Origin of the sequence: Frigoribacterium sp. CFBP9029 (assembly GCF_034045305.1) — a bacterium.
Lineage (GTDB): Bacteria > Actinomycetota > Actinomycetes > Actinomycetales > Microbacteriaceae > Frigoribacterium.
The window spans coordinates 240,948-262,142 of the sequence record NZ_JAXCWB010000002.1 but is presented as its reverse complement, the minus strand read 5'-3'; the positions used below and the strand labels follow the sequence as shown (position 1 = coordinate 262,142).

General features: G+C 71.4%; 21 protein-coding genes and 1 tRNA gene. 12 read left to right on the top strand and 10 right to left on the bottom strand.

Features of this window, described 5'->3' with window-relative positions; translation table 11 throughout:
• Positions 1-40: 40 nt before the first annotated feature.
• Positions 41-733 (bottom strand): HAD family hydrolase, encoded by a 693-nt coding sequence (locus SOM11_RS03755; protein WP_192060402.1) that lies wholly within the window; start codon positions 731-733, stop codon positions 41-43.
• A 123-nt stretch (positions 734-856) separates the two neighbouring features.
• Between SOM11_RS03755 and SOM11_RS03750 the strand changes: the two genes are divergently transcribed.
• Positions 857-1,765 carry a proteasome assembly chaperone family protein gene (locus SOM11_RS03750; RefSeq protein ID WP_192060401.1) on the top strand — a complete coding sequence of 303 codons (909 nt, stop codon included), beginning with the start codon at positions 857-859 and terminating at the stop codon, positions 1,763-1,765.
• Between the two features lie 38 nt (positions 1,766-1,803).
• Here SOM11_RS03750 and SOM11_RS03745 read toward each other — a convergent pair whose 3' ends face one another.
• Genes SOM11_RS03745 through SOM11_RS03725 form a run of 5 tightly spaced genes read right to left on the bottom strand, consistent with a single transcriptional unit; the run spans position 1,804 to position 7,466 of the window.
• Entirely contained in the window at positions 1,804-2,526 is a 723-nt protein-coding gene (locus tag SOM11_RS03745; protein WP_192060400.1) for a response regulator, read from the bottom strand.
• The gene (locus SOM11_RS03740) at positions 2,523-3,869 is read right to left on the bottom strand and encodes a sensor histidine kinase (RefSeq protein WP_320477214.1); all 1,347 of its coding nucleotides are present in this window, start codon (positions 3,867-3,869) and stop codon (positions 2,523-2,525) included. The genes SOM11_RS03745 and SOM11_RS03740 overlap by 4 nt, the downstream gene beginning before the upstream one ends.
• Before the next feature lie 43 nt (positions 3,870-3,912).
• Positions 3,913-5,253: a cysteine--1-D-myo-inosityl 2-amino-2-deoxy-alpha-D-glucopyranoside ligase gene (gene mshC, locus SOM11_RS03735; protein ID WP_320477213.1), complete on the bottom strand. Its 1,341-nt coding sequence runs from the start codon at positions 5,251-5,253 to the stop codon at positions 3,913-3,915.
• Positions 5,250-6,092 (bottom strand): undecaprenyl-diphosphate phosphatase, encoded by an 843-nt coding sequence (locus tag SOM11_RS03730; protein WP_192060397.1) that lies wholly within the window; start codon positions 6,090-6,092, stop codon positions 5,250-5,252. Before SOM11_RS03730 ends, mshC begins: the two co-directional genes overlap by 4 nt.
• A 24-nt stretch (positions 6,093-6,116) precedes the next feature.
• On the bottom strand, positions 6,117-7,466 hold the full coding sequence (locus SOM11_RS03725; protein ID WP_192060396.1) for a M20/M25/M40 family metallo-hydrolase: 1,350 nt from the start codon (positions 7,464-7,466) through the stop codon (positions 6,117-6,119).
• A 132-nt stretch (positions 7,467-7,598) separates the two neighbouring features.
• On the opposite strand from SOM11_RS03725, the gene SOM11_RS03720 reads away from it, so the two are divergent.
• The 4 genes from SOM11_RS03720 to SOM11_RS03705 all read left to right on the top strand — a co-directional run bounded on the left by SOM11_RS03720 (position 7,599) and on the right by SOM11_RS03705 (position 10,602).
• A tRNA-Leu gene (locus tag SOM11_RS03720) sits at positions 7,599-7,683 on the top strand.
• 151 nt (positions 7,684-7,834) lie between these two features.
• Entirely contained in the window at positions 7,835-8,812 is a 978-nt protein-coding gene (locus SOM11_RS03715; protein WP_320477212.1) for an aldo/keto reductase, read from the top strand.
• A gap of 79 nt (positions 8,813-8,891) precedes the next feature.
• On the top strand, positions 8,892-9,122 hold the full coding sequence (locus SOM11_RS03710; RefSeq protein ID WP_320477211.1) for a hypothetical protein: 231 nt from the start codon (positions 8,892-8,894) through the stop codon (positions 9,120-9,122).
• Between the two features lie 130 nt (positions 9,123-9,252).
• Complete coding sequence (locus SOM11_RS03705; RefSeq protein WP_192060393.1) at positions 9,253-10,602, top strand: NAD(P)/FAD-dependent oxidoreductase; 1,350 nt, start codon at positions 9,253-9,255, stop codon at positions 10,600-10,602.
• A 15-nt stretch (positions 10,603-10,617) separates the two neighbouring features.
• Here the strand turns inward: SOM11_RS03705 and SOM11_RS03700 are convergent, their stop codons facing one another.
• From SOM11_RS03700 to SOM11_RS03690, 3 genes are read right to left on the bottom strand one after another with little or no spacing between them, the layout of a single operon-like run.
• Entirely contained in the window at positions 10,618-11,865 is a 1,248-nt protein-coding gene (locus tag SOM11_RS03700; RefSeq protein WP_320477210.1) for an MFS transporter, read from the bottom strand.
• A 27-nt stretch (positions 11,866-11,892) separates the two neighbouring features.
• Positions 11,893-12,636, bottom strand: a complete 744-nt coding sequence (locus SOM11_RS03695) for an aspartate/glutamate racemase family protein (protein ID WP_192060391.1) — start codon at positions 12,634-12,636, stop codon at positions 11,893-11,895.
• Between the two features lie 13 nt (positions 12,637-12,649).
• Positions 12,650-14,230: an NCS1 family nucleobase:cation symporter-1 gene (locus SOM11_RS03690; RefSeq protein ID WP_320477209.1), complete on the bottom strand. Its 1,581-nt coding sequence runs from the start codon at positions 14,228-14,230 to the stop codon at positions 12,650-12,652.
• A 145-nt stretch (positions 14,231-14,375) separates the two neighbouring features.
• On the opposite strand from SOM11_RS03690, the gene SOM11_RS03685 reads away from it, so the two are divergent.
• The 7 genes from SOM11_RS03685 (at position 14,376) to SOM11_RS03655 (ending at position 20,988) form a co-directional block, all read left to right on the top strand.
• Positions 14,376-15,008 (top strand): helix-turn-helix domain-containing protein, encoded by a 633-nt coding sequence (locus tag SOM11_RS03685; protein ID WP_320477208.1) that lies wholly within the window; start codon positions 14,376-14,378, stop codon positions 15,006-15,008.
• 79 nt (positions 15,009-15,087) lie between these two features.
• The gene (locus SOM11_RS03680) at positions 15,088-16,476 is read left to right on the top strand and encodes an LLM class flavin-dependent oxidoreductase (protein WP_320477207.1); all 1,389 of its coding nucleotides are present in this window, start codon (positions 15,088-15,090) and stop codon (positions 16,474-16,476) included.
• A gap of 121 nt (positions 16,477-16,597) precedes the next feature.
• On the top strand, positions 16,598-17,248 hold the full coding sequence (locus tag SOM11_RS03675; RefSeq protein WP_197981868.1) for an ABC transporter permease: 651 nt from the start codon (positions 16,598-16,600) through the stop codon (positions 17,246-17,248).
• A complete protein-coding gene (locus SOM11_RS03670) occupies positions 17,235-18,545 on the top strand; it encodes an ABC transporter ATP-binding protein (protein ID WP_192060389.1) in 1,311 nt (436 codons plus the stop codon). Before SOM11_RS03675 ends, SOM11_RS03670 begins: the two co-directional genes overlap by 14 nt.
• Positions 18,542-19,312 carry an ABC transporter permease gene (locus tag SOM11_RS03665; protein ID WP_371740726.1) on the top strand — a complete coding sequence of 257 codons (771 nt, stop codon included), beginning with the start codon at positions 18,542-18,544 and terminating at the stop codon, positions 19,310-19,312. The genes SOM11_RS03670 and SOM11_RS03665 overlap by 4 nt, the downstream gene beginning before the upstream one ends.
• Before the next feature lie 3 nt (positions 19,313-19,315).
• Positions 19,316-20,365 carry a glycine betaine ABC transporter substrate-binding protein gene (locus tag SOM11_RS03660; protein ID WP_320477206.1) on the top strand — a complete coding sequence of 350 codons (1,050 nt, stop codon included), beginning with the start codon at positions 19,316-19,318 and terminating at the stop codon, positions 20,363-20,365.
• Between the two features lie 92 nt (positions 20,366-20,457).
• Complete coding sequence (locus SOM11_RS03655; protein ID WP_320477205.1) at positions 20,458-20,988, top strand: hypothetical protein; 531 nt, start codon at positions 20,458-20,460, stop codon at positions 20,986-20,988.
• On the opposite strand, the gene SOM11_RS03650 is transcribed toward SOM11_RS03655, so the two are convergent.
• Positions 20,937-21,191, bottom strand: coding sequence for a hypothetical protein (locus SOM11_RS03650; RefSeq protein ID WP_320477204.1), 255 nt, complete (start codon positions 21,189-21,191; stop codon positions 20,937-20,939). The two genes, SOM11_RS03655 and SOM11_RS03650, sit on opposite strands and share 52 nt — an antisense overlap.
• Positions 21,192-21,195: the final 4 nt, after the last annotated feature.

Sequence of the window (21,195 nt, the reverse complement as noted above, 5' to 3'; positions counted from 1 at the left end):
GCCGAGGAGGCGCGGGTCGGCGCCGATCGGCTCCCCGCGGTCAGAGGGCGGAGGCGGGTGGTCGGCTCGTGTCGCGTGCCGCGGCGTGCAGCCGGCGCAGGTCGGCCACGGTCACACCGCGGAGGGTCGTGGCACGGGTGTACCCGGCGTCGTCGACGAGCGGTGCGGCGTGCTCGACGCCGAGGACGACGGCGCCGGACGCGACGGCCGACGCGGCCCCGGGCGGGGAGTCCTCGATGGCGACGCAGTCGGCGATGTCGACGCCGAGCAGGGCCGCGCCGCGCAGGTACGCCTCGGGGTGGGGCTTGCTGTTCTCGACCTCGTCGCCGGCCACGACGGCGTCGAAGGCCGGGAAGTCGATCGCCTCGATCATGAAGTCGGCCATGCGCCGGATGGACATCGTGACGAGCGCCGTGGGCACGCCCTCGCTCCGCAGCTCGGCGAGGAGCTCTCGGGCGCCGGGTCGCCACGGGACGTCGTCGGCGACGAGCGCCAGGACCCCGGTCGTCAGGCGGTCGATGATCTCGTCGAGCGGGAGATCGACGCCGTGCTGCTGGATGACCCGGGCGGAGTCCCACAGGCCCGTGCCGATCATGGCGTCGCCGTCGGCTCTGGTCCAGGTTCCACCGAACGACTCGACCAGTTCGACCTGGCATTCGTACCAGTAGGGCTCGGTGTCGACGAGAGTGCCGTCCATGTCCCAGAGGACCGCGGCGGGAAGAGAGGAGGTCACGGGCATCGAGTCTACGGGAGGCGCCCGGCGGTCCGGCCGACCCGGCCGGGGACCCGGCGACGCACGGTCTACTGTGGAGGGTCAAGACGCCGGTGCAGCGGGCCCGGCTCGGTGAGGACACAGGTGACGAACACGTCGAACACGTCGGACTTCGCGAAGGGGCGACTCCTGGTCGTCGCCTTCGAGGGGTGGAACGACGCCGGCGAGGCGGCCAGCGGGGTCGCACGGAGCCTCGTCGAGTCGCTGGGCCTCGAGCCGGTGGCCGAGCTGGACGGCGAGCGGTACATCGACTACCAGTTCAACCGCCCGCAGATCGGGCTCGACGACGACGGCGGGCGGACGCTCGTCTGGCCGCGGATCGAGCTGCTCGCCGCACCCGACTCCTCCGAGGTCATCGCCGCGTCGTCCGACGTCGGGTCCGACACCGAGGTCTTCGTCCTGCTGGGCGCCGAGCCGTCGCGCAGCTGGCGCGGGTTCGCGGCCGAGATCGTCGACCTCGTGGACGTCCACGCGATCACCTCCGTGGTGTTCCTCGGGGCGATGCTCGCCGACGTCCCGCACACCCGGCCGATCTCCGTCTTCGTCAGCAGCGACAACGCCGACGTCCGAGGTCAGCTCGGCCTCGAGCGCAGCACGTACGAGGGCCCGGTGGGCATCCTCTCCGTCCTCGGCGACGCCGTCGAGACGGCCGGCGTGCCCTCGCTGTCGGTCTGGGCGTCCGTCCCGCACTACGTGCACAACGCCCCCTCGCCCAAGGCGACGCTCGCGCTCGTCGAGAAGCTCGACGAGCTGTCCGCCGTGAGCGTGCCCCGCGGCGACCTCGTCGAGGAGGCCGCCGCATGGGAGGCCGGTATCGACGCCCTCGCGGCCGACGACGACGACATGGCGGGCTACATCGAGCAGCTGGAGCAGGCGCGCGACACCGTCGACTCCCCCGAGGCGAGCGGCGAGGCCATCGCGCAGGAGTTCGAGCAGTACCTCCGCCGACGCGACGGCAAGGGCGACGACCCGCGGTACCCGCCGGCCCCCTGAGCGCCGGGCGGAGGGCGCCGCCCATCGACGCGGCTGACCTAGTCGACCCCCGCCGCGCCTCCGTCGCCCAGCTCGCCGGGGACGACGACGCCGTTCTCGTAGGCGAACACGACCGCGGCGGTGCGATCGCGCAGCGCCAGCTTGGCGAGGACGTTCGAGACGTGCGTCTTCACGGTCGCCTCGCCGACGAACAGCCCGCGTGCGATCTCGGCGTTGGAGGCGCCCCGAGCCATGCCGTCGAGCACCTCGCGTTCGCGGCCCGTGAGGAGACTCAGCCGTGCGTTCGGCACGACGGCGTTCTCCGTCGTGTCGACGAGCGCACGGGTGACGACTGCACGGGTCAGCTCGGGGCAGACGAGCGCGTCACCGCGATCGACGACGCCGATCGCCTCGATGAGCTCTTCCGGGCCGGCGGTCTTCAGCAGGAAGCCGCTCGCCCCGGCCTGGAGCGACCGGAACAGGTAGTCGCCCCGGGCGAAGGTCGTGAGGATCAGCACCGACGGGCGGTGCTCGCCCGACGACCCGAGGATGCGCCTGGTGGCCTCGACGCCGTCGATGCCGGGCATCTCGATGTCCATCACGACGACGTCCGGCTCGAGGCTCGCGGCCAGGTCGACGGCCTCGACGCCGTCGCGCGCCTCCCCCACGACCGTCACGCCCCTGGCGGTCTCGAGGATGATCCGGAACCCCGCTCGCACGAGATCCTGGTCGTCGGCCAGGAGCACCCGCACCGGCCGGTCGTTCGTCTTCTCCATGCTCATTCCCCCTCGAAGAGGGTAGCCCCCTTCGGAGGGTGGGCCACGACGGGGAGGTCGACGCGGACGCGGTAGCCGCCTCCCTCGCGGGGGCCCACGGTGAGGCGACCGCCGTGCAGATCCACCCGTTCGCGCATCCCCCGGTGCCCGAGACCCGAACCGGAGGGGGCCGCCGCCGGATCGAGCGCACCGGTCGCGCCTCGGCCGGCTCCCCCGGCGCGTGCAGCATGCCCGCTCGAGCCGAGTCCGTCGTCGACGACCTCGAGGCCGACCGACCCCTCGCCGTGGACGACCCGGATGACGGCGCACCTGGCCGCACCGTGCTTCAGGGTGTTGGTCAGCGCCTCCTGGGCGATCCGGTACAGCGTGGCGCCGACGCCGTCGGGGACGTCGCCGGTGTCGCCGTCGATCTCGAGTCGGACGTCGAGTCCGAGGGCGCGGGTGTCGGCCACGAGGTCGGGGAGGGCGGCCAGACCGGCCACGGGCTCGGGAGGCAGCCCGTCGCGCGAGCGCATGACGGTCAGGAGGCGGTCGAGCTCGTCGATGGTCGTGCGTGCGGTGTCCTCGACGGCGGCGAGTGCGCCACGGGCGATCTCGGGGCGGTCGAGCGTGCGCCGCGCGGCACCGGCCTGGATGCCGATGACGGCGACGTGGTGGGCCACCACGTCGTGCAGCTCGCGGGCGATGCGGGCGCGCTCGTCGCCGATCGCCTGCTCGGCGATCCGGTCGTTGGCCGCACGGAGGGCCGCGTCGGACCTCTCGAGCGCGCGCCGGCGTGACCTCGACTCACGCGAGACGCGGCCGAAGTGGATCGCGGCGAGGAAGAACAGGGCGTTCAGGACGACCGAGTAGAGGCTGGAGGCCAGGACGACGTCGGCGGAGTCGGAGTCGTCGCTCACCTGCGCCGCGATGTCGATGGCGAGCCAGGCGAACATGGCGACGACGACCACCAGGCTCCAGACGAGCGCACGGCGCCGCGAGGGCGACCAGACGTTCGCGGAGAACACGACGAGGAACTCGGCGATGGAGGGCAGGAGGTCGTCGGGATGGCCCCTCACCCCGAGCACGATGAACGCCGTCGAGACGATGATCATGACCGACACCGGGAACCTCCGGCGGAACGCGATCGGAAGGCTCACCGCCACCGCGCCCGCCAGGGTCTCGAGGGTCGAGGGCATGGCGTGCCCGTCGGAGCTCAGGATCACCGACGCCAGCGCCGAGGTGACGAGCGCCAGCACGAGGAACCCGACGGCCAGCGCGGAGTCGACGACCCGCTCGCGCCGCATCGAGCCCCGGGACGGGCCGTCGGCGCCGGAGGGCGCGGCGGGACGGGAGCTGCGGGGCGACATGACCACGCCAGTCTGCCAGAGCGGCGACCTAGGTGAGGATCAGTCAGGCAGTGGCCTCGTCAGCACGGGATGGCAGGTCGACGCCGAGCAGGTCCACGCCGAGCAGAGCGGTGACGGCGTCGAGGTCGACGGACGTCGCGTCGGCGCCGGAGGCGATCCAGCGGTCCACGGCCTCGAGCGCGGACGGCGTGTCGAGGTCGTCGGCGAGGGCGGCGCGGAGGCTCGTCAGCAGACCGGTGGGAACGGACTCGACCGGGGTCGCGCCGAGGGGCGACGTCGTCGCGTGGTCCGCAGCGGCGTCGGGCCGCGTCGGCGCGGTGTCGGCCCACGTCTCCCAGACGCGCAGGCGGGCCTCGGCGTCGACGAGGTCGCTGTCGAACCACTCCCAGTCGGACCGGTAGTGGTGCGCGGCCACGGCGAGACGAACGGCCCTGGCGTCGGCCCCGCCGGCGACGAGCTCGCTCACCTTCACGAGGTTGCCGAGCGACTTGCTCATCTTCTCGCCCTGATACGCCACCATGCCCGTGTGGGCGAAGACGTCGGCGTAGGGAGCCCCCGTCAGCGCCTGGCCGTGCGCCGCGCTCATCTCGTGATGCGGGAACACCAGGTCGCTGCCACCGCCGTTGACCGTGATCGGCGAGGCGAGGGTCTGCTCGGCGATCACCGTGCACTCGATGTGCCAGCCGGGCCTCCCCTCGCCGACCGGGGACTCCCAGGAGGGCTCGCCCTCCCGGGCGCCCCGCCACAGGAGGGGGTCGAGCGGGTCGCGCTTGCCCGCGCGGCCGGGGTCGCCGCCGCGTTCGGCGGAGAAACGCGCCATGGTCTCGGGGTCGAGTCGGCTCTCGAGCCCGAGGTGCCACGACGTGTCGCGTTCGGCGGCCCGGACGTCGAAGTAGACGTCGTCGACCGCGGAGCCCTCGGTGGGCACGCGGTAGGCGGATCCGGAGTCGAGGAGGCGCGCCACGGCTCGGGCGACGTCCGTCACGACGTCCGTCACGGCGACGTAGTGCGTCGGCGGCACGACGGCGAGGTGCTCCATGTCGGACCGGAAGAGGTCGGTCTGGGAGGCCGCCAGCTCGCGCCAGTCGACGCCCGTCGCGGTCGCCCGCTCGAGGAGCGGATCGTCGACGTCGGTCGTGTTCTGTGCGTACGTGACGTCGACGCCCGCGTCCGTCCAGACGCGGACGAGCGTGTCGAACGCGAGGTAGGTCGACGCGTGCCCGAGGTGGGTGGCGTCGTAGGGGGTGATGCCGCAGACGTACAACGATGCCGTGCCGTCGACGATCGCGGGGGCGCGGCGCGTGCCGGTGGCGGTGTCGTGCAGCATCGGCAGACGCCCGGCGCCCGGGAGCGTGGGGACTCGGGGGCGGGCCCACGACCTCACGCCGTCACCACGCCCGTCGAGAGCAGCACGATGAGCACGACGCCGAGGACGAGCCGGTAGGCGACGAAGGGCATGAAGCTGCGGCGGGAGATGTAGTTCATGAAGAACGCGATGACGAGGAACCCGACGACGAACGCGACGACGGTGGCCGCCAGCGTGAGCCCCAGCGAGTAGGGGCCGGGGTCGCTGAAGCTCTGGACGAGCTCGTAGAGACCGCTGCCGAAGACCGCGGGCACGGCGAGCAGGAACGAGAACCGCGCTGCCGCGGGCCGCGTGTAGCCGAGGGCGAGAGCCGTGGTCGTGGTAGCACCCGAGCGCGAGACGCCGGGGATCAGCGCGAGCACCTGCGCGACGCCGACGGCGATGCCGTGACCGTACGACATGTCTTCGAAACGCGCCGCCTTCTTGCCGAGGTGGTCGGCGAGACCCAGGAGGATGCCGAAGACGATGAGGACGACGGCGACGATCCAGAGCGACCGGAAGACCGAGCGGATGTACTCCTGCGCGACGTATCCGACGACCACGATCGGGATGGTGCCGATGATGACGAGCCAGCCCATCCGCACGTCGGGGTCCGTGCGCGGGATCCGGCCCGTGACGCCCTGGAACCAGCGGACCACGATGCGCTTGATGTCGCGCCAGAAGTAGATGACCACCGCCAGCTCCGTGCCCAGCTGCGTGATGGCCGTGAACGTCGCCCCCGGGTCGAACTCGACCGTGCTGTTCGGATCGGAGAACAGGAGGCCGACGATCCGGAGGTGCGCGCTCGACGAGATGGGCAGGAACTCCGTGAGGCCTTGGACGAGGCCGAGGAGGAGTGCCTGGAGGAGTTGCTCCATGGGGATCCTTCTGGTGCGTGGTGCTCAGTACGTCGCGAGGAGGTCCCGGAGGACGCGACTGCCAAAGGATAGTGCGTCGAGGGGGACGCGCTCGTCGACCCCGTGGAACATCGCGGGGAAGTCCATGCCCTCGTCGAGACGCAGGGGGGCGAAGCCGTAGCCGGCGATCCCGAGGAGGCTCAGCGCCTTGTTGTCCGTGCCGCCCGAGAGCAGGTAGGGCAGCACCGGGGCACCCGGATCGTGACGGTGCAGGGTGGCCTCGATGGCCTCGACGAGGGGCCCGGAGAACGGCGTCTCGAGCCCGATGTCCGTGTGCATCGTCACGATCTCGATGTCGTCGCCGACGAGGTCGCGCACCTCGTCGAGGACGGCCGCCTCCTGACCGGGCATGCAGCGGATGTCGACCAGCGCCTCCGCGGTGTCCGGGACGACGTTGTGCTTGTAGCCCGCCGTCAGCATCGTGGGGTTCGTGGTCGTGCGGAGCGACCCCCGGATGAATCCCCTGGCCGTGCCCGTCTGGAGGACGAGCTCGTCGGGCGACACCTGTTCGACGTCGACGTCGAGGATCCGCGCCACCTGCCGCAGCAGAGCGGAGGTGGTGTCGGTCAGCGTGATCGGCCACTGTCGACGCCCCAGCGCGGCGACCGCCTCGGCGAGCCGGGTGACGGCGTTCGCCTCGATCATCTGGGATCCGTGGCCGGCCGTTCCGCGGGCGATCAGCTTGACCCAGATGAGGGCCTTCTCGCCCGTCTGCAGCAGATACGACCGTCGGCCGTCGATGAACGTCGAGTAGCCGCCCACCTCGCTGATGGCCTCGGTGGCCCCGTCGAAGAGCTCGGGGTGCTCCTTCACGAGGAAGTGCGACCCGAGTACTCCCCCGGCCTCCTCGTCCGCGAGGAACCCGACGACCAGATCGCGCGCCGGTCGTTCGCCCGACCGGAGGATGTCGCCGATGGACGAGAGCATCATCGCGTCCATGTTCTTCATGTCGACGGCACCACGGCCCCAGAGCATGCCGTCGCGCACCACGCCGGCGAACGGATCGACCGACCAGTTGGCCGGATCGGCGGGCACCACGTCGAGGTGCCCGTGCACGACGAGGCCCGGCTTGGCCCGGTCGCGACCCTCGATCCTGGCCACGACGCTGACACGCCCGGGCTCGGACTCGAACAGCTGCGGCTCGACGCCGAGCGCCCGCAGCCGGTCGGCGACGTAGTCGGCCGCCTCGGCCTCGCCGTTCGACCGGCCCCCGCCGTAGTTGGAGGTGTCGAAGCGGATGAGGTCGCGGGCGATCGTCGCCGTCTCGTCCAATTCGGGCTCCGGGGCGGAACCGGCGGTGTCGCCGTCGAGGGGCTGCGCAGGTGTCGTCGTCATGGCGACCACGCTACCCGGAGGGTTCCTCGGCCCTGTCGCCGGGCCGCGACGAGCGGCCCACCCGCCCTGTGGTCGAGAGGCCCTCTCGAGCCGTGCTAATGTTTCGTGGTCGGCTTCGGCCGGCACCATCCAGTCCGGGTGGCGGAAATGGCAGACGCGCTAGCTTGAGGTGCTAGTGCCCGTATAGGGCGTGGGGGTTCAAGTCCCCCCTCGGACACCGAAGACAAGCCTTGCAGGCGAACTTCACACGGTCTGTGTTGAGACAGACGAAAGACCCGATCACCACTGGTGATCGGGTCTTTCTGGTTTCCGCGGTCGCAGGTGCCGCCGGCGTAGGGTTCGGGCCAGCACACGACGAGAGGACCCCCATGGAGTACGCACGACTCGGAACCAGCGGACTGACGGTCTCGGCCGTCACCCTCGGCTGCATGAGCTACGGAGTCCCCGAGCGGGGCTCGCACGCCTGGACGCTCGGCGAGGACGACAGCCGGCCGTTCATCCGCCGCGCCCTCGAGCTCGGCGTCACGACCTTCGACACCGCCGACGTGTACTCCGACGGCACCAGCGAGGAGATCGTCGGCCGGGCCCTGCGCGACTTCGCCACGCGTGACGAGGTGGTGCTGGCGACCAAGGTGCACGGTCGGATGCGCCCCGGGCCGAACGGCGCCGGTCTCAGCCGCGGTCACATCATGAGCGCCGTCGACGACAGCCTGCGTCGTCTGGGCACCGATCACATCGACCTGTATCAGATCCACCGCTTCGACCCCGAGGTGCCGGTGGAGGAGACCATGGAGGCGCTCCACGACCTGGTGCGCGCCGGCAAGGTGCGGTACCTGGGCGCGTCGAGCATGTGGGCCTGGCAGTTCGCGTCGATGCAGCACGCCGCCGACCTCGGCGGGTGGACCCGCTTCGTGTCGATGCAGGACCAGTACAGCCTCATCCAACGGGAGGAGGAGCGCGAGATGCACCCCTACTGCGTGGACCAGGGCGTGGGCGTGCTGCCCTGGTCGCCGCTCGCCCGCGGCCGTCTGACGCGCGACTGGGACGCCGCCACCTCGCGCAGCGAGACCGACGAGTTCGGCCGCACCCTCTACCGTCAGCGTGAGGAGGGCGACCGCCAGGTGGCCGCCGCCGTCGCGGAGGTCGCGGAGGCGCGGGGCGTCTCACGCGCGCAGGTCGCGTTGGCCTGGGTGCGGCAGCAGGACGCCGTCACCTCCCCCATCGTCGGAGCGACGAAGATGCAGCACCTGGACGACGCGGTCGCGTCCGTCGACCTGTGGCTGACGGACGACGAGCTCGACGCGCTCGAATCCCCCTACGTCACGCGCGAGAACGAGGGCTTCTGACCCGCGGGCCCGTGGTCGGGCCTACTGTGAGCGACACGCGCGGCGACCACGTCGTGCGAACCATCCGACGGAGGCAACCATGGGCAACGAGTCGAACGAGAACGTCGAGCACACCGAGAAGACGGAGAAGACGGGCGGTGCGGGCGACGCGACCGTGACGCGCACCGAAGAGACCACGACCGAGCGGAGCGGCTCGTACGTCGACAGCGACATCCCCGCCGACGGGGACGAGGGGCACGAGGCGCACGGCGCGAAGTCCGACGAGGCCGACGGCGAGTTCACCGACTCGGACATCCCCGCCGACCGCTGACCACCACGACGACCCGGCGACCGCTGCGCCTCGCGCGGCGGTCGCCGGGTCGATGCATCCCCGACGGACTTCGTGCGCGTCGGACCGCCGGGCATCACGCACGGTACGGTCGACGCGGGAGGAAACATCTATGACAACGCGCATCGTAATTCTCGGCGGCGGTTCCGCCGGGCTCACCACAGCTCTCGAGCTCCAGAAACGCCGACCCCCGCAGAACGCGAGCATCACGCTCGTCGATCAGGCCCCGTACTTCACGTACCAGCCGTTCCTGCCCGAGGTCGCCGGCGGCCACATCGCGCCTCGCGACGTCACCGTGCCGCTCCGCAAGGCGCTCCGTAAGACCAAGGTCGTCGAGGCGGCCGTCTCGGGTCACGACCGCGCGGCGAAGACCGTGTCGGTGACGACCGGCGACGGCGTCACGAGCACCATCGCCTACGACCAGCTGGTCGTGGCCCTCGGCGCCGTCACCCGCACGTTCCCCACCCCCGGGCTCGCCGAGAACGGCGTCGGGTTCAAGAGCGTCGAGGAGGCCCAGTACGTCCGCGACCGCATCCTCGGGAACATCGCCGAGGCGGCCTCGGTCTCAGACCCGGCCACGCGACGCAAGCTCCTGACCGTCGTCTTCGTCGGCGGCGGCTACACCGGCGTCGAGGCGATGGCCGAGCTCGACGACGCGGCGAAGGCCGCGGTCGACTCGTTCCCGAACCTGTCGCGCGACGAGCTCCGCTTCGTCCTCGTCGAGGCCCTCGACCGCGTCGCCCCCGAGGTCGGCCCCGAGCTGTCCAAGTGGACTCTCGGGCACCTGCGCTCGCGCGGCATCGACATCCGCCTCAAGACGACGATGCCCTCGTGCATCGACGGCGACGTCGTCCTCAGCGACGGCGAGACCATCCCCGCGGGCACCATCGTCTGGACGGCCGGCGTCAAGCCGAACCCCGTGCTCGCCGACCTCGGTCTGCCCCTCGGGCCGCGCGGCCACGTCAACGTGTCGGCCACGCTGCAGGTGCAGACCGACGAGGGCGACGTCCTCGACGGCGTCTGGTCGCTCGGCGACGGCGCCCAGGTCCCGAATCTGCTCAGCGAGCAGCAGCCGGCCTACTACCCGCCGAACGCGCAGAACGCCGTCCGACAGGCGGTGACCGTCGCCGACAACATCATCGCGCAGCTCTCGGGTCAGCCGATCGCCGAGTACCGTCACGAGTCCGTCGGAACGGTCGCGAGCTTCGGCATCGGCAAGGGCGCGGCGAACATCAAGGACGTCAAGATGAAGAACGTCCCGGCCTGGCTCGCCCACCGGGGCTACCACCTGTACGCGATGCCGACGCTCAATCGCAAGTGGCGCATCCTCACGGGCTGGATCACCAACTTCTTCGGCGGACGCGATCAGACGCCGCTGGTCGGCATGGCCGACCCGCGCGCGGGCTTCCTGAAGGTAACCCCGTCGGTCCCGGCCGACGGCGGAGCCAAGAAGAAGAAGTAACGCTCGAGCGATCGATCAGGAGGCGCGTCCCGGGGAACCGGGGCGCGCCTCCTCGGTCTGCGGGGTCGGTGCCGCACCCCGGGGCAGGCGCAGCGAGATGATCGCGCTCACGGCCAGCAGGGCCCCGGCCGACCCGAAGGCGACCGCGTACGACGTCGTGTCGACGAGCAGCCCCGCCACCAGCGGGCCCGCGATGGCGCCCAGGTCCGAGCACATCGAGAAGACGGCCACCGGGCGCCCGCCGCGGCCGCCCGCCGCGTCGCCCACCAGAGCCGCCGGGGCCGTGCCCATGAAGGCCGTCGCGACGCCGTAGACCGCGAGCAGCACGCCGAGCATCACGATGTCGGTCGAGAACGCCACCGCCGCGAGGGTCACGGCCGCGACGGCGAACGCCCCGATCATCGCCGGGCGGCGACCGACCGTGTCGACCAGCTTCGCGGCCGGTGCGAGGGCGAGCGTCTGCGCGACGGCGGCCACGGCGAAGACGATGCCCGTCCAGGCGGTCGTGCCCTTGAGCACCTCGACGACGAGGACGGGCACCAGCGCGCTCCGCACGCCGAGCGATGACCACCCCTGGCTGAAGCTCGCGACGCAGGCGGCGCGGAACCGGATGTCGCGGAGCACCACGGCGAACGGCACGGGCGGCTCGGTCGAGGTCGTCGACGTGCGCCCTCTCGCAGGGCGCAGCAGGACGACGCCCACGAGACCGGCGATCAGCAGCGTGGCGGCGTAGAAGAAGAACGGCGCCGTCAGCGAGATCGTCGCCAGCACGCCGCCGAGGGCCGGCCCGGCCATGCCGCCGACCAGGAACCCGCCCTGGTAGAAGCCGATGGCGCGCGCCCGGTGCGAGGGCGCCGTCGTGGCGAGCAGGAGGGTCATGGCGGCGATGCTGAACATGGCCGATCCGATGCCGCCGAGTCCGCGCAGCAGCAGCAGCTGCGGGTACGTCTCGGCCAGCCCGGCCAGACCGCTCGAGACGGCCACGATGCCGATCCCCACCGAGAGCACCAGCCTCTCGCCGGCCCGGTCGAGCAGCTTGCCGACGAAGGGGCTCGCCACGAGGCGCATCAGGGCGAACGCCGAGAGGACGGCGCCGACCAGGGTGTTGTCGACCCCGAAGCTCCGGGCGTAGACGGGCAGCACGGGCACGACGACGCCGAAGCCGACCATCACGAAGAAGGCGATGACGCCGAGCACGACGACGTCGCGTCCGAGACGGACACGGGGGGAGGCGGTGGGGGCGTCGGGCACCGGGGTCGACATCCCCTCAGGGTACGTGCCCGGCCGCGGTCAGACGCGCGCGCCCGCGAGCGAGAACGGCGCGAGCAGACCCGCGAAGTCCTTGCGCGGCGGTGCGGCGTACTCGCCGCGGGTGCTCGTCCGCAGGCGCAGCCGGACGAGCGACTCCGCGAAGGCGGTCGCGGCTCCGACGCCGTCGACGACCGGGGCGCCGAGCTCGTCGCTCAGGTCGTGGCACAGGTCGGCCATCCCCGCGCAGCCGAGGACGACCGCGTCGGCCCCTGCGGCGAACACGGCGCGGCACTCGTCGGCGACGACCCGCCGCGCCTCCGAGGCGGGGTCGTCGAGCTCGAGCACGGCGATCTCGCAGGCCCTGACCTCGACGCAGGCCGGCCCGAAGCCGTAGCGGTCGACCAGCTCGCGGGCGCGGCCGGTCGTGCGACCGAGCGTCGTCACGACCCCGAACCGACGCGCGACGAACGAGGCGGCATGGAACGCGGCCTCGGCGATGCCGATCACCGGGCCCCGGGCGAGCTCGCGGGCGGCGTCGAGACCCGGGTCGCCGAAGCACGCGACGACGTACGCGTCGACCCCGTCGCGCTCGCCCAGTGCGATCTGCTCGAGGAGGCCCGGCACGGCCAGCGCCTCCTCGTAGTGACTCTCGATCGAGGCCGGCCCCATGGTCGGGTTGACGGCCGTGACGCGGGTCGACGGCGAGGCCGCGGCCCGCGCCGCGATGCCGATCGATCGGGTCATGCCGACGCTGGTGTTCGGATTGACGACGCGGACGTGCATGGTGCGGGGCTCCTCAGGCGGTGGCGACGATCGTGCCGTCGTCGACGGTCGTGCCGTCGTCGACGGTCTCGTCGTGGGCGTCGAGCGACGGCATCTGCGGCCGGCGTCGTTCGAGGAACCGGAAGGAGACGAGACCGAGCCCGCAGCCGACGAACCAGCTGTAGTCGCTGATCCAGGTCGCCGACGGCCCGCCGAGGTCGACGACCAGGGCCGGGACGACGGCGATCGCCACGGACACGAGACCCGACCCGACGAGCGCACGGACGGCGTTCGGATTCACTCCCCCGCGATACCAGTACCGCCCGGCCGGGCCCATCGTGTACAGGTCGTCGACCGCGATGCGTTGCCGCCCGACGAGGTAGTAGCCCGCGATGAGGATGCCGAAGAGCGGGCCGATCAGCGCGCCGAGCACCCCGAGGGAGTACTGGATCGCCTGCGCGTCGCCGTACCAGTTCCAGGGGGTGAGGGCGACGCTGCCGACGGCCGCGATCATGCCGCCGGCGCGCCAGCTGATCCGACGCGGGCTGACGTTCGTGAAGTCGAACGCCGGCGAGATGAAGTTCGCGACGATGTTGATGCCGACGGTGGCCGTGATGAACGTCAGCCCGCCGAGCAGGATTGCGAAGGGCGTCCCGATGGCGTCGACGGTCTCGATGGGGTCGGTGATCAGACGGCCGAACACCGGGACGGTCGCGGAGGCGCAGATCACCGTGAGCAGCGAGAAGAAGAGGAAGTTGACGGGCAGACCGAGGAGGTTGCCCCTCTTCACCGCGCGGAAGCTGCGACCGTACCGGGCGAAGTCGCCGAAGTTCAGCATCGGACCGGAGAAGTAGCTGACCACGATCGCCACCGCCGAGAGCATGAGCGGGATCGAGGCTCCGAACTCCAGGGGCGGCCCCGCGGAGAGGTTCAGGCTGATGGCGCCCCAGCCGGCCTGCGAGACGAGGTAGACGGCCAAGACGATCATGACGACGTAGACCGCGGGGCCCGCGAAGTCGATGAACCGGCGGATGGACTCCATCCCCCGCCAGAACAGCGCGGCCTGAGCCACCCAGAGGATGCCGTAGCTGATCCAGCCGAGGGCGTCGAGACCCAGGAACGACGGCCCGAGCAGAGCGGCGCTGGCGGGGAGGAACTTGAGGAACACGATGGTCAGGGCCTGCGACGCCAGATAGGTCTGCACGCCGTACCAGGCCGTCGCGATGAGTCCGCGGATGATCGCCGGGATGTTCGCCCCGCGGACCCCGAAGACCGCTCGGTTGACGACCGGGTAGGGCACGCCGGTCCGCTGGCTGGGCTTGGCGACGAGGTTGGTGAAGACGTTGACGATGAGGATGCCGGCCACGAGGGCGACCAGCACCTGCCAGCTGGCGATACCGAGGGCGAACAGGCTGCCCGCCGTCACGTAGCCCCCGACGGAGTGCACGTCGGACATCCAGAAGGCGAAGATGTTGTAGCCGCCCCAGGTCTGCCGGGCGAGCGGCGCCAGGTCGTCGTTCGTCAGATCGGGGTGGTAGCCCGCCTTCGCGGCGGTGGCCGCCCCCGACGGGTGCTGCGCTGCCGTCTCGACGGGCGGTGCGGTGTTCGATGCCACGATTGCCTCCTGAGGGACGAGGTAGCGTGAGTGGGAGGTGATCCTCGTCGTGCTGTGAATCTATGGCTTCACACGGCGTCGTCGGTTTCCGGCTTGTAACGAGCGTGTGACAGCAGTCGCTTCACACCCGACCGATCGGCGAACCGTGACCGTTCCGCGCCTGCCCCGCCCCTCCGTCGACCCCGTCGAGCTCGACGCGGCCGTGCTCGGGTCGCGCCTCCGAGAGCTCCGCCTCGCCCGCGGCATGTCGTTGCGATCGCTCGCCGCCAGGCTCGAGATCTCGCCGAGCGCCGTCTCGCAGCTCGAACGCGGTGCTCGACGGCCGTCGGTGAGCCGGCTGCTCACCATCGTGCAGGTGCTGGGCGTCCCGCTGGCGGACGTGTTCGAGGCCGAGACGGCGGGGGCGCTCGACGAGACCGACACCGCGCCTCCTCGGGGCCCGGTCGTCGCCCGGGCCGACGAGACCCGGCCGGTCGTGCTCGGCGACGGGGTCGTCTTCCGGCGGTTGTCGCCCGGCCACCTCCGCGGAGTCGACTTCTTCGAGTCGACCTACCCGCCCGGAGCCTCGGCGACCGGGGTCAACGACCTCGTCACGCACGAGGGGTACGAGGTCGGCACCGTCGTCTCGGGCGAGCTCACCATCGACTTCCCCGACGAGCGCGTGGTCGTCGGGGCGGGCGACTCCGTGACGTTCCCGTGCGATCTGCCCCACCGGCTCGGCAACCTCGGCGCGGTCGACGCCGTGGCCACCTGGCTCATCGTCCACCCGGGGGCCTGAGCCGGCCGGCGACGAGCACTGTGTGACGCCGTGTGTCGCCGCCCGTGAAACGTCGCGCGAGTGCCCGAACAATGGACGCATGACTCGACGAATCCGGTTCAACGCCTTCGACATGAACTGCGTGGGGCACCAGTCCCCCGGGCTGTGGCGCCACCCCGACGACCGTTCGGCGGACTACACGAAGCTGAGCTACTGGACCTCGCTCGCGCGCCTCCTCGAGAAGGGCGTCTTCGACGGGCTCTTCATCGCCGACGTGCTCGGCACCTACGACGTCTACGGCGGGAACCACGACGCCGCGCTGCGGAACGGAACCCAGACCCCCGTCGGCGACCCCATCCTGCTCGTCTCGGCCATGGCGGCCGCGACCGAGCACCTCGGCTTCGGGATCACCGCCGGCACGGCCTACGAGCACCCCGTGCCCTTCGCCCGCCGCATGTCGACGCTCGACCACCTGACGGAGGGGCGCGTCGGCTGGAACGTCGTCACCGGCTACCTGCCGAGCGCGGCCCGCAACATGGGAGCCGACGACCAGCTCGACCACGACACGCGCTACGACCAGGCCGACGAGTACCTCGAGGTGCTCTACAAGCTCTGGGAGGGGTCGTGGGAGGACGACGCCGTCGTCCGCGACCGCGAGAGCGGCGTCTTCACCGACCCGTCGAAGGTGCACTCGATCGATCACGACGGCACGTACTACAAGGTGCCCGGCATCCACATCGCCGAGCCCAGCCCGCAGCGGACGCCGGTCATCTACCAGGCCGGCGCGTCCCCCCGCGGCATCCGGTTCGCCGCCGGGAACGCCGAGTCGATCTTCGTCGCCGCGCCCACGAAGGAGCGCCTCGCGGCGACCGTCGCGAAGCTGCGCGACGCCCTCGAGGCGGCGGGGCGCGACCGCTACTCGGCGCGCATCTACACGCTGCTGACGATCATCACCGACGCGACGCCCGAGGCGGCGGCGGCGAAGCACGAGGAGTACCAGCGGTACGCGTCGCACGAGGGCGCCCTCACGCTCATGTCGGGCTGGATGGGCGTCGACCTCTCGACCTACTCGCTCGACGACCCGGTCGGCGACGTCGAGAGCAATGCGATCCAGTCGGCGCTGGCCAACTTCCAGGCGCAGGCGGGCGACACGGGCAAGGAGTGGACCATCCGCGACATCGCCGAGGCGGCGGGCATCGGCGGCCTCGGACCGCGCATCGTCGGCTCGGGCGAGGAGATCGCCGACCAGCTCCAGGAGTGGGTGGACGAGACGGACGTCGACGGCTTCAACCTCGCCTACGCCATCACGCCCGGCACGTTCGAGGACATCGTCGAGTACGTGATCCCGGTGCTCCAGGCCCGCGGCGTCTACCCGACCGGGTACGAGCCGGGCACCCTCCGCCAGAAGCTCTTCGGACGCGGCGACCGGCTGCCCGCCGAGCACCACGGGGCCCGATTCACCGTAGGAGGCGCGGCGACGGCCTCGTAGTGGGGGCCCAGCCCGCGATGACACGGCTCTCGCATCCTGGTTAGGGTGGAACACCTTCGCGTCCTCGTCGGTCGTGGGGTGACGGGCCACGAGGTCCCGTCGAGACGAGGGGCGGGCGACGATGGTGTTCGATTACGTGGCCGCGAGGTGGGACCAGATCTGGTTCGCCTCGTGGCAGCACTTCTCCCTCGTGGTGCAGTGCGTCGTCCTGGCCGTCGTGCTGGCCGTCGTCATCGCGGTGCTGGTGCACCGCAGCGCCTGGTTGAGTGCCGTGGCCAACGGCGTGTCCGCCGTGGGTCTCACCCTCCCGTCGTTCGCGCTCGTCGGCCTCCTGATCCCATTCCTCGGATTCGGCGTGCCGCCGGCCGTCGCCATCGTCACCTTCTTCGCGACCCTGCCCATCCTGCGCAACGCCGTCGTCGGGCTCAACGAGGTCGACGCGTCGCTGCTCGAGTCGGCGCGCGGCGCGGGGATGGGCTCGATGCGCACGCTGCTGACGGTGCAGCTCCCCCTGGCCTGGCCGATCATCCTCACCGGCGTCCGCGTCAGCGCGCAGATGGTGATGGGCATCGCCGCCGTGGCGGCCTACAGCCTGGGGCCGGGTCTCGGCGGCTTCATCTTCTCGGGTCTGTCCCGAACCGGGGGTGCGAACGCGCTCGCCTCCGTCGTCACCGGGGTCGTGGGCGTCGTCGTCCTCGCCGCCGTGCTCGATCTCCTGCTCGTCGGCCTCGGCCGCCTGACCATCTCGCGAGGTATCCGTGTCCAGAACTGACTCCCCCGCCGTCCCGTCCACCGGAGACGTCTCCGGCAAGGCGATCCGACTCGAGCAGGTGACCAAGCGGTACCCGGGTCAGGCGTCCCCGGCCGTCGACGGCATCACCCTCGAGATCCCGGCCGGCAAGATCGTCATGCTGGTCGGCCCGTCCGGCTGCGGCAAGACCACGACGCTGAAGATGATCAACCGCCTGATCGAGCCCACCGAGGGCCGCATCGTGCTCGGCGACGACGACGTCACCGACATCGACGGCGACGATCTCCGACGTCGCATCGGCTACGTGATCCAGGCCGGCGGGCTCTTCCCGCACATGACGGTGGCGACGAACATCGGGATCGTGCCCAAGATGCTCGGCTGGTCGAAGGAGCGGATCGCGGCCCGCGTCGACGAGCTGCTCGAGCTGGTCTCGCTCGATCCTGCGACGTACCGCGACCGGTTCCCCCGCGAGCTCTCCGGCGGGCAGCAGCAGCGCGTCGGCGTGGCGCGCGCCCTGGCCGCCGACCCGCCCGTGCTCCTCATGGACGAGCCCTTCGGCGCGGTCGACCCGATCACCCGCCAGCGCCTCCAGGACGAGCTGATCAACATCCAGCACGAGCTGCAGAAGACGATCGTCATCGTCACCCACGACTTCGACGAGGCCGTGAAGCTCGGCGACTGGATCGTGGTCTTCTCGGAGGGCGCGCACATCGTCCAGTACGACACCCCCGAGCGCATCCTCGCCGAGCCGGCGAACGAGTTCGTCGAGAACTTCATCGGCTCCGGTGCGGGGCTGAAGCAGCTGACCCTCAGCCGCGTCGGCGACGTGGATCTCGAGGAGGCGGTGGTCGCCTCTCCCGGCGAGTCCGGCGCCGAGGTGCTCGCCCGCGCGAAGGCCGCCGGTCACAATCACGCCGTCGTCGTCGACGAGCGCAACCGGCCCATCGCCTGGCCCTCCACGAGGCAGCTCTCGCGACTCACCACGGTGCCGTCGACCGTCGACGACGATCTGCCCGTCATCGGCAGCGGCGCCACCCTGAACGACGCCCTGGACACCATGCTCGTCTCGAGCGCCGGTGCGGCCCTCGTGACCGGGCGCCGGGACTCCTTCATCGGCGTCATCACGGTCGAGGTCGTGATGGAGGCCATCACGAGGGCGCGGAAGGCCGCCGCCGTCGCAGCCGACTACACGCCCGTGGGCACGAACACGGGCCCCCTCGACGCCCTGCCGACGTCGACGGCGGGCTCACTCCCCACGGCGGACTCCGAGGCGGCGCCGGGCGGCGACGCGCGTCCTGCCGACGGCGGCCGACCGTGAGCGCCGCGGCCGCCGCCCCCGTCGCCGGCGCGCGCGGGCGACCACGCCGGGCCTGGCTGGCTCTCCTGCCCCAGCCGATCGCGGTCCTCCTCGGATTCGTCGCCTTCGCGGTCTGGCTGTCGGTCGCCGACCTCACCGCCGGCGAACGCACCACGTTGAACACCGACACCCTCCTGTCGCTGATGCGCGAGCACCTCGCGCTGACGTTCGTCTCGGCGCTCATCGTGCTCGTCATCGCCATCCCGCTCGGCATCCTCCTCACACGGAAGCCGTTCGTGAAGGTCAGCGGCGGCATCCTCGCGGTCGCGAACTTCGGGCAGGCCGCCCCCGCCATCGGCCTCATCGTCCTCCTGGCGTTCTGGCTCGGCTTCGAGTTCCGGGCGGCGGTGGTGGCCCTCGTGCTCTACGCGGTCCTCCCCGTGCTGCGCAACACGATGATCGGCCTGCAGAGCGTGGACGCCCGCCTCGTCGAGGCGGGCCGGGGCATGGGCATGAGCGCGTTCTCCGTCCTGATGAAGGTCGAGCTGCCCCTGGCCGTGCCGGTGATGCTGTCGGGCATCCGGACGGCTCTCGTGCTGCTCGTCGGCTCGGCCGCATTGGCCACGTTCATCGGGGCGGGCGGGCTCGGGCTGCTGATCACCACGGGCGTCAACCTCTTCCTCCCGCGCGTGCTCGTCTCGGGTGCGATCCTCATCGCACTGCTCGCACTGCTCATCGACTGGCTGGGGCGACTCGTCGAGCACGTCGCCCGTCCGAAGGGACTCTGACCCATGGCATCGACCCCCACCGGGCGCCCAGCCCTCGTGACACCTCGCCGCCTGCGACGCCTCGGGGTCGTCCGCGGAACGGCCGCCTGCCTCGTCGCGGTCGCGACCGTGGCCGGACTGACCGGGTGCGGTCTGCAGCCGGCGACGGCCTTCGTCCCCGCCGTGGCACCCGGCTCGATCGAGGCGATCGAGGGTCTGCCCGACGACGCCGCGCTCACCGTCACGGCGAAGAACTTCACCGAGCAGCTCGTGCTGGGCAAGATCGCCGTCCTCGCGGCGCAGGCGGCGGGCTTCGAGGTCACCGACCTCACGAACGTGCCCGGCAGCGTCGCCGTGCGGCAGCTCATGCTCGACGGCGACGCCGACATGACGTACGAGTACACCGGCACCGCGTGGCTCACGTACCTCGGCGAGGCGGAGGGGATCCCCGACCAGGAGGAGCAGTACGAGGCCGTGCGCGACGCCGACGTCGCCAACGGCCTGACCTGGCTCGAGCCGGCACCGCTGAACAACACGTACGCCATGGCGGTCCGGTCGGAGGCGGTGGCCGAGCTGGGCGACGTCGCCACGCTCTCGGACATCGCGGCCCTCCCGGTCGAGCAGCGGACGTTCTGCGTCGAGGCGGAGTTCAACTCGCGTGCCGACGGGTTCAAGCCCATGCTCGAGCGCTACGGACTCGAGCTGGGCGCCCCCGACGGCGTGCCGACCGACAACGTCAGCATCCTCGACACCGGGACGGTCTACGAGGCGACCGACCGGGGCAACTGCAACTTCGGCGAGATCTTCACGACCGACGGCCGCATCGACGCGCTCGACCTCACCGTGCTGGAGGACGACGAGGGGTTCTTCCCCGCCTACAACGCGGCCCCGGTGCTGTCGGCCGCGACGCTGGAGACGTACCCCGGGCTCGCGGACGTCTTCGACCAGATCTCGCCCGAGCTGACCGACGAGGAGCTCCGCCAGCTCAATCTGCGGGTCGACGTCGAAGGCGAGGAGCCTGCGGACGTCGCCTTCGACTGGATGGTCGACAAGGGCTTCGTCACCCGCCCCTGACGTTCCCTCCCCACCTCGGTCGGTTGACTCCCCCACGTGTCCGGGCTGTGGACGGCGTCCTGACGACGTCCGCGCCTCGGCACGCTGGTGCCATGACCTGTCGAACACCCCCGGATCCTCACCGCCCCGTGCCGGACGAGGCGGCCCTCGCCGCCCGGGCGTCCGAGCTGCTGCCGGTGGCCATCCGGCGTCAGCTGTGGACGCTCTTCTTCGACGCCGACGATGTGCAGCTGCCCATGATGGTCCCCTTCGAGGGGATCTCGGAGTGGCCGTCACCTCGCGCCGTCGACGACTGGGGCGTCGCCCTCGAGGCCGTCGTGGCCGAGTTCCACGTGGCGTGGCTCGCCTTCGTGGTCGAACGACCGGGCGCGTCGACCGCGAGCGAGTCGGATCTCGCGTGGCGCGACGCCCTGCTCGCCCTGGGTGCTACGGGCGGTCTGGTCGTACGGTCCGTGCTGGGCTGTTCGGACGACGGCGTGACATCGTGGTCCGCCCAGGGAGCAGGGACGTCCGACCAGAGCGACGAACGGGCCCGGGTGATCAGCAGGGCGGTCGCCCGACAGACCCGTGGTCAGTCTTCGCCGAGGCGCCTGGCCCTCGCGGAGGTGCTCCCCCTGCGCTGACCCCGCTCCCGGTCGAGATGACGCCACCACGCGGTCTCCGCCTGCTCGGCCGAGGTGAAGACACCCAGCGGCCGTTGCTCGGTCTCGACGAGCGACCACAGCGTCAGGCGGTACCCGCCGCCGAACCGCTCGATCAGGGCCTGAGGTGCAGCGTCGGCGTCGCGGCGGACGAACCACCGATCGTGACCGATCTCATCCAGCATCCCC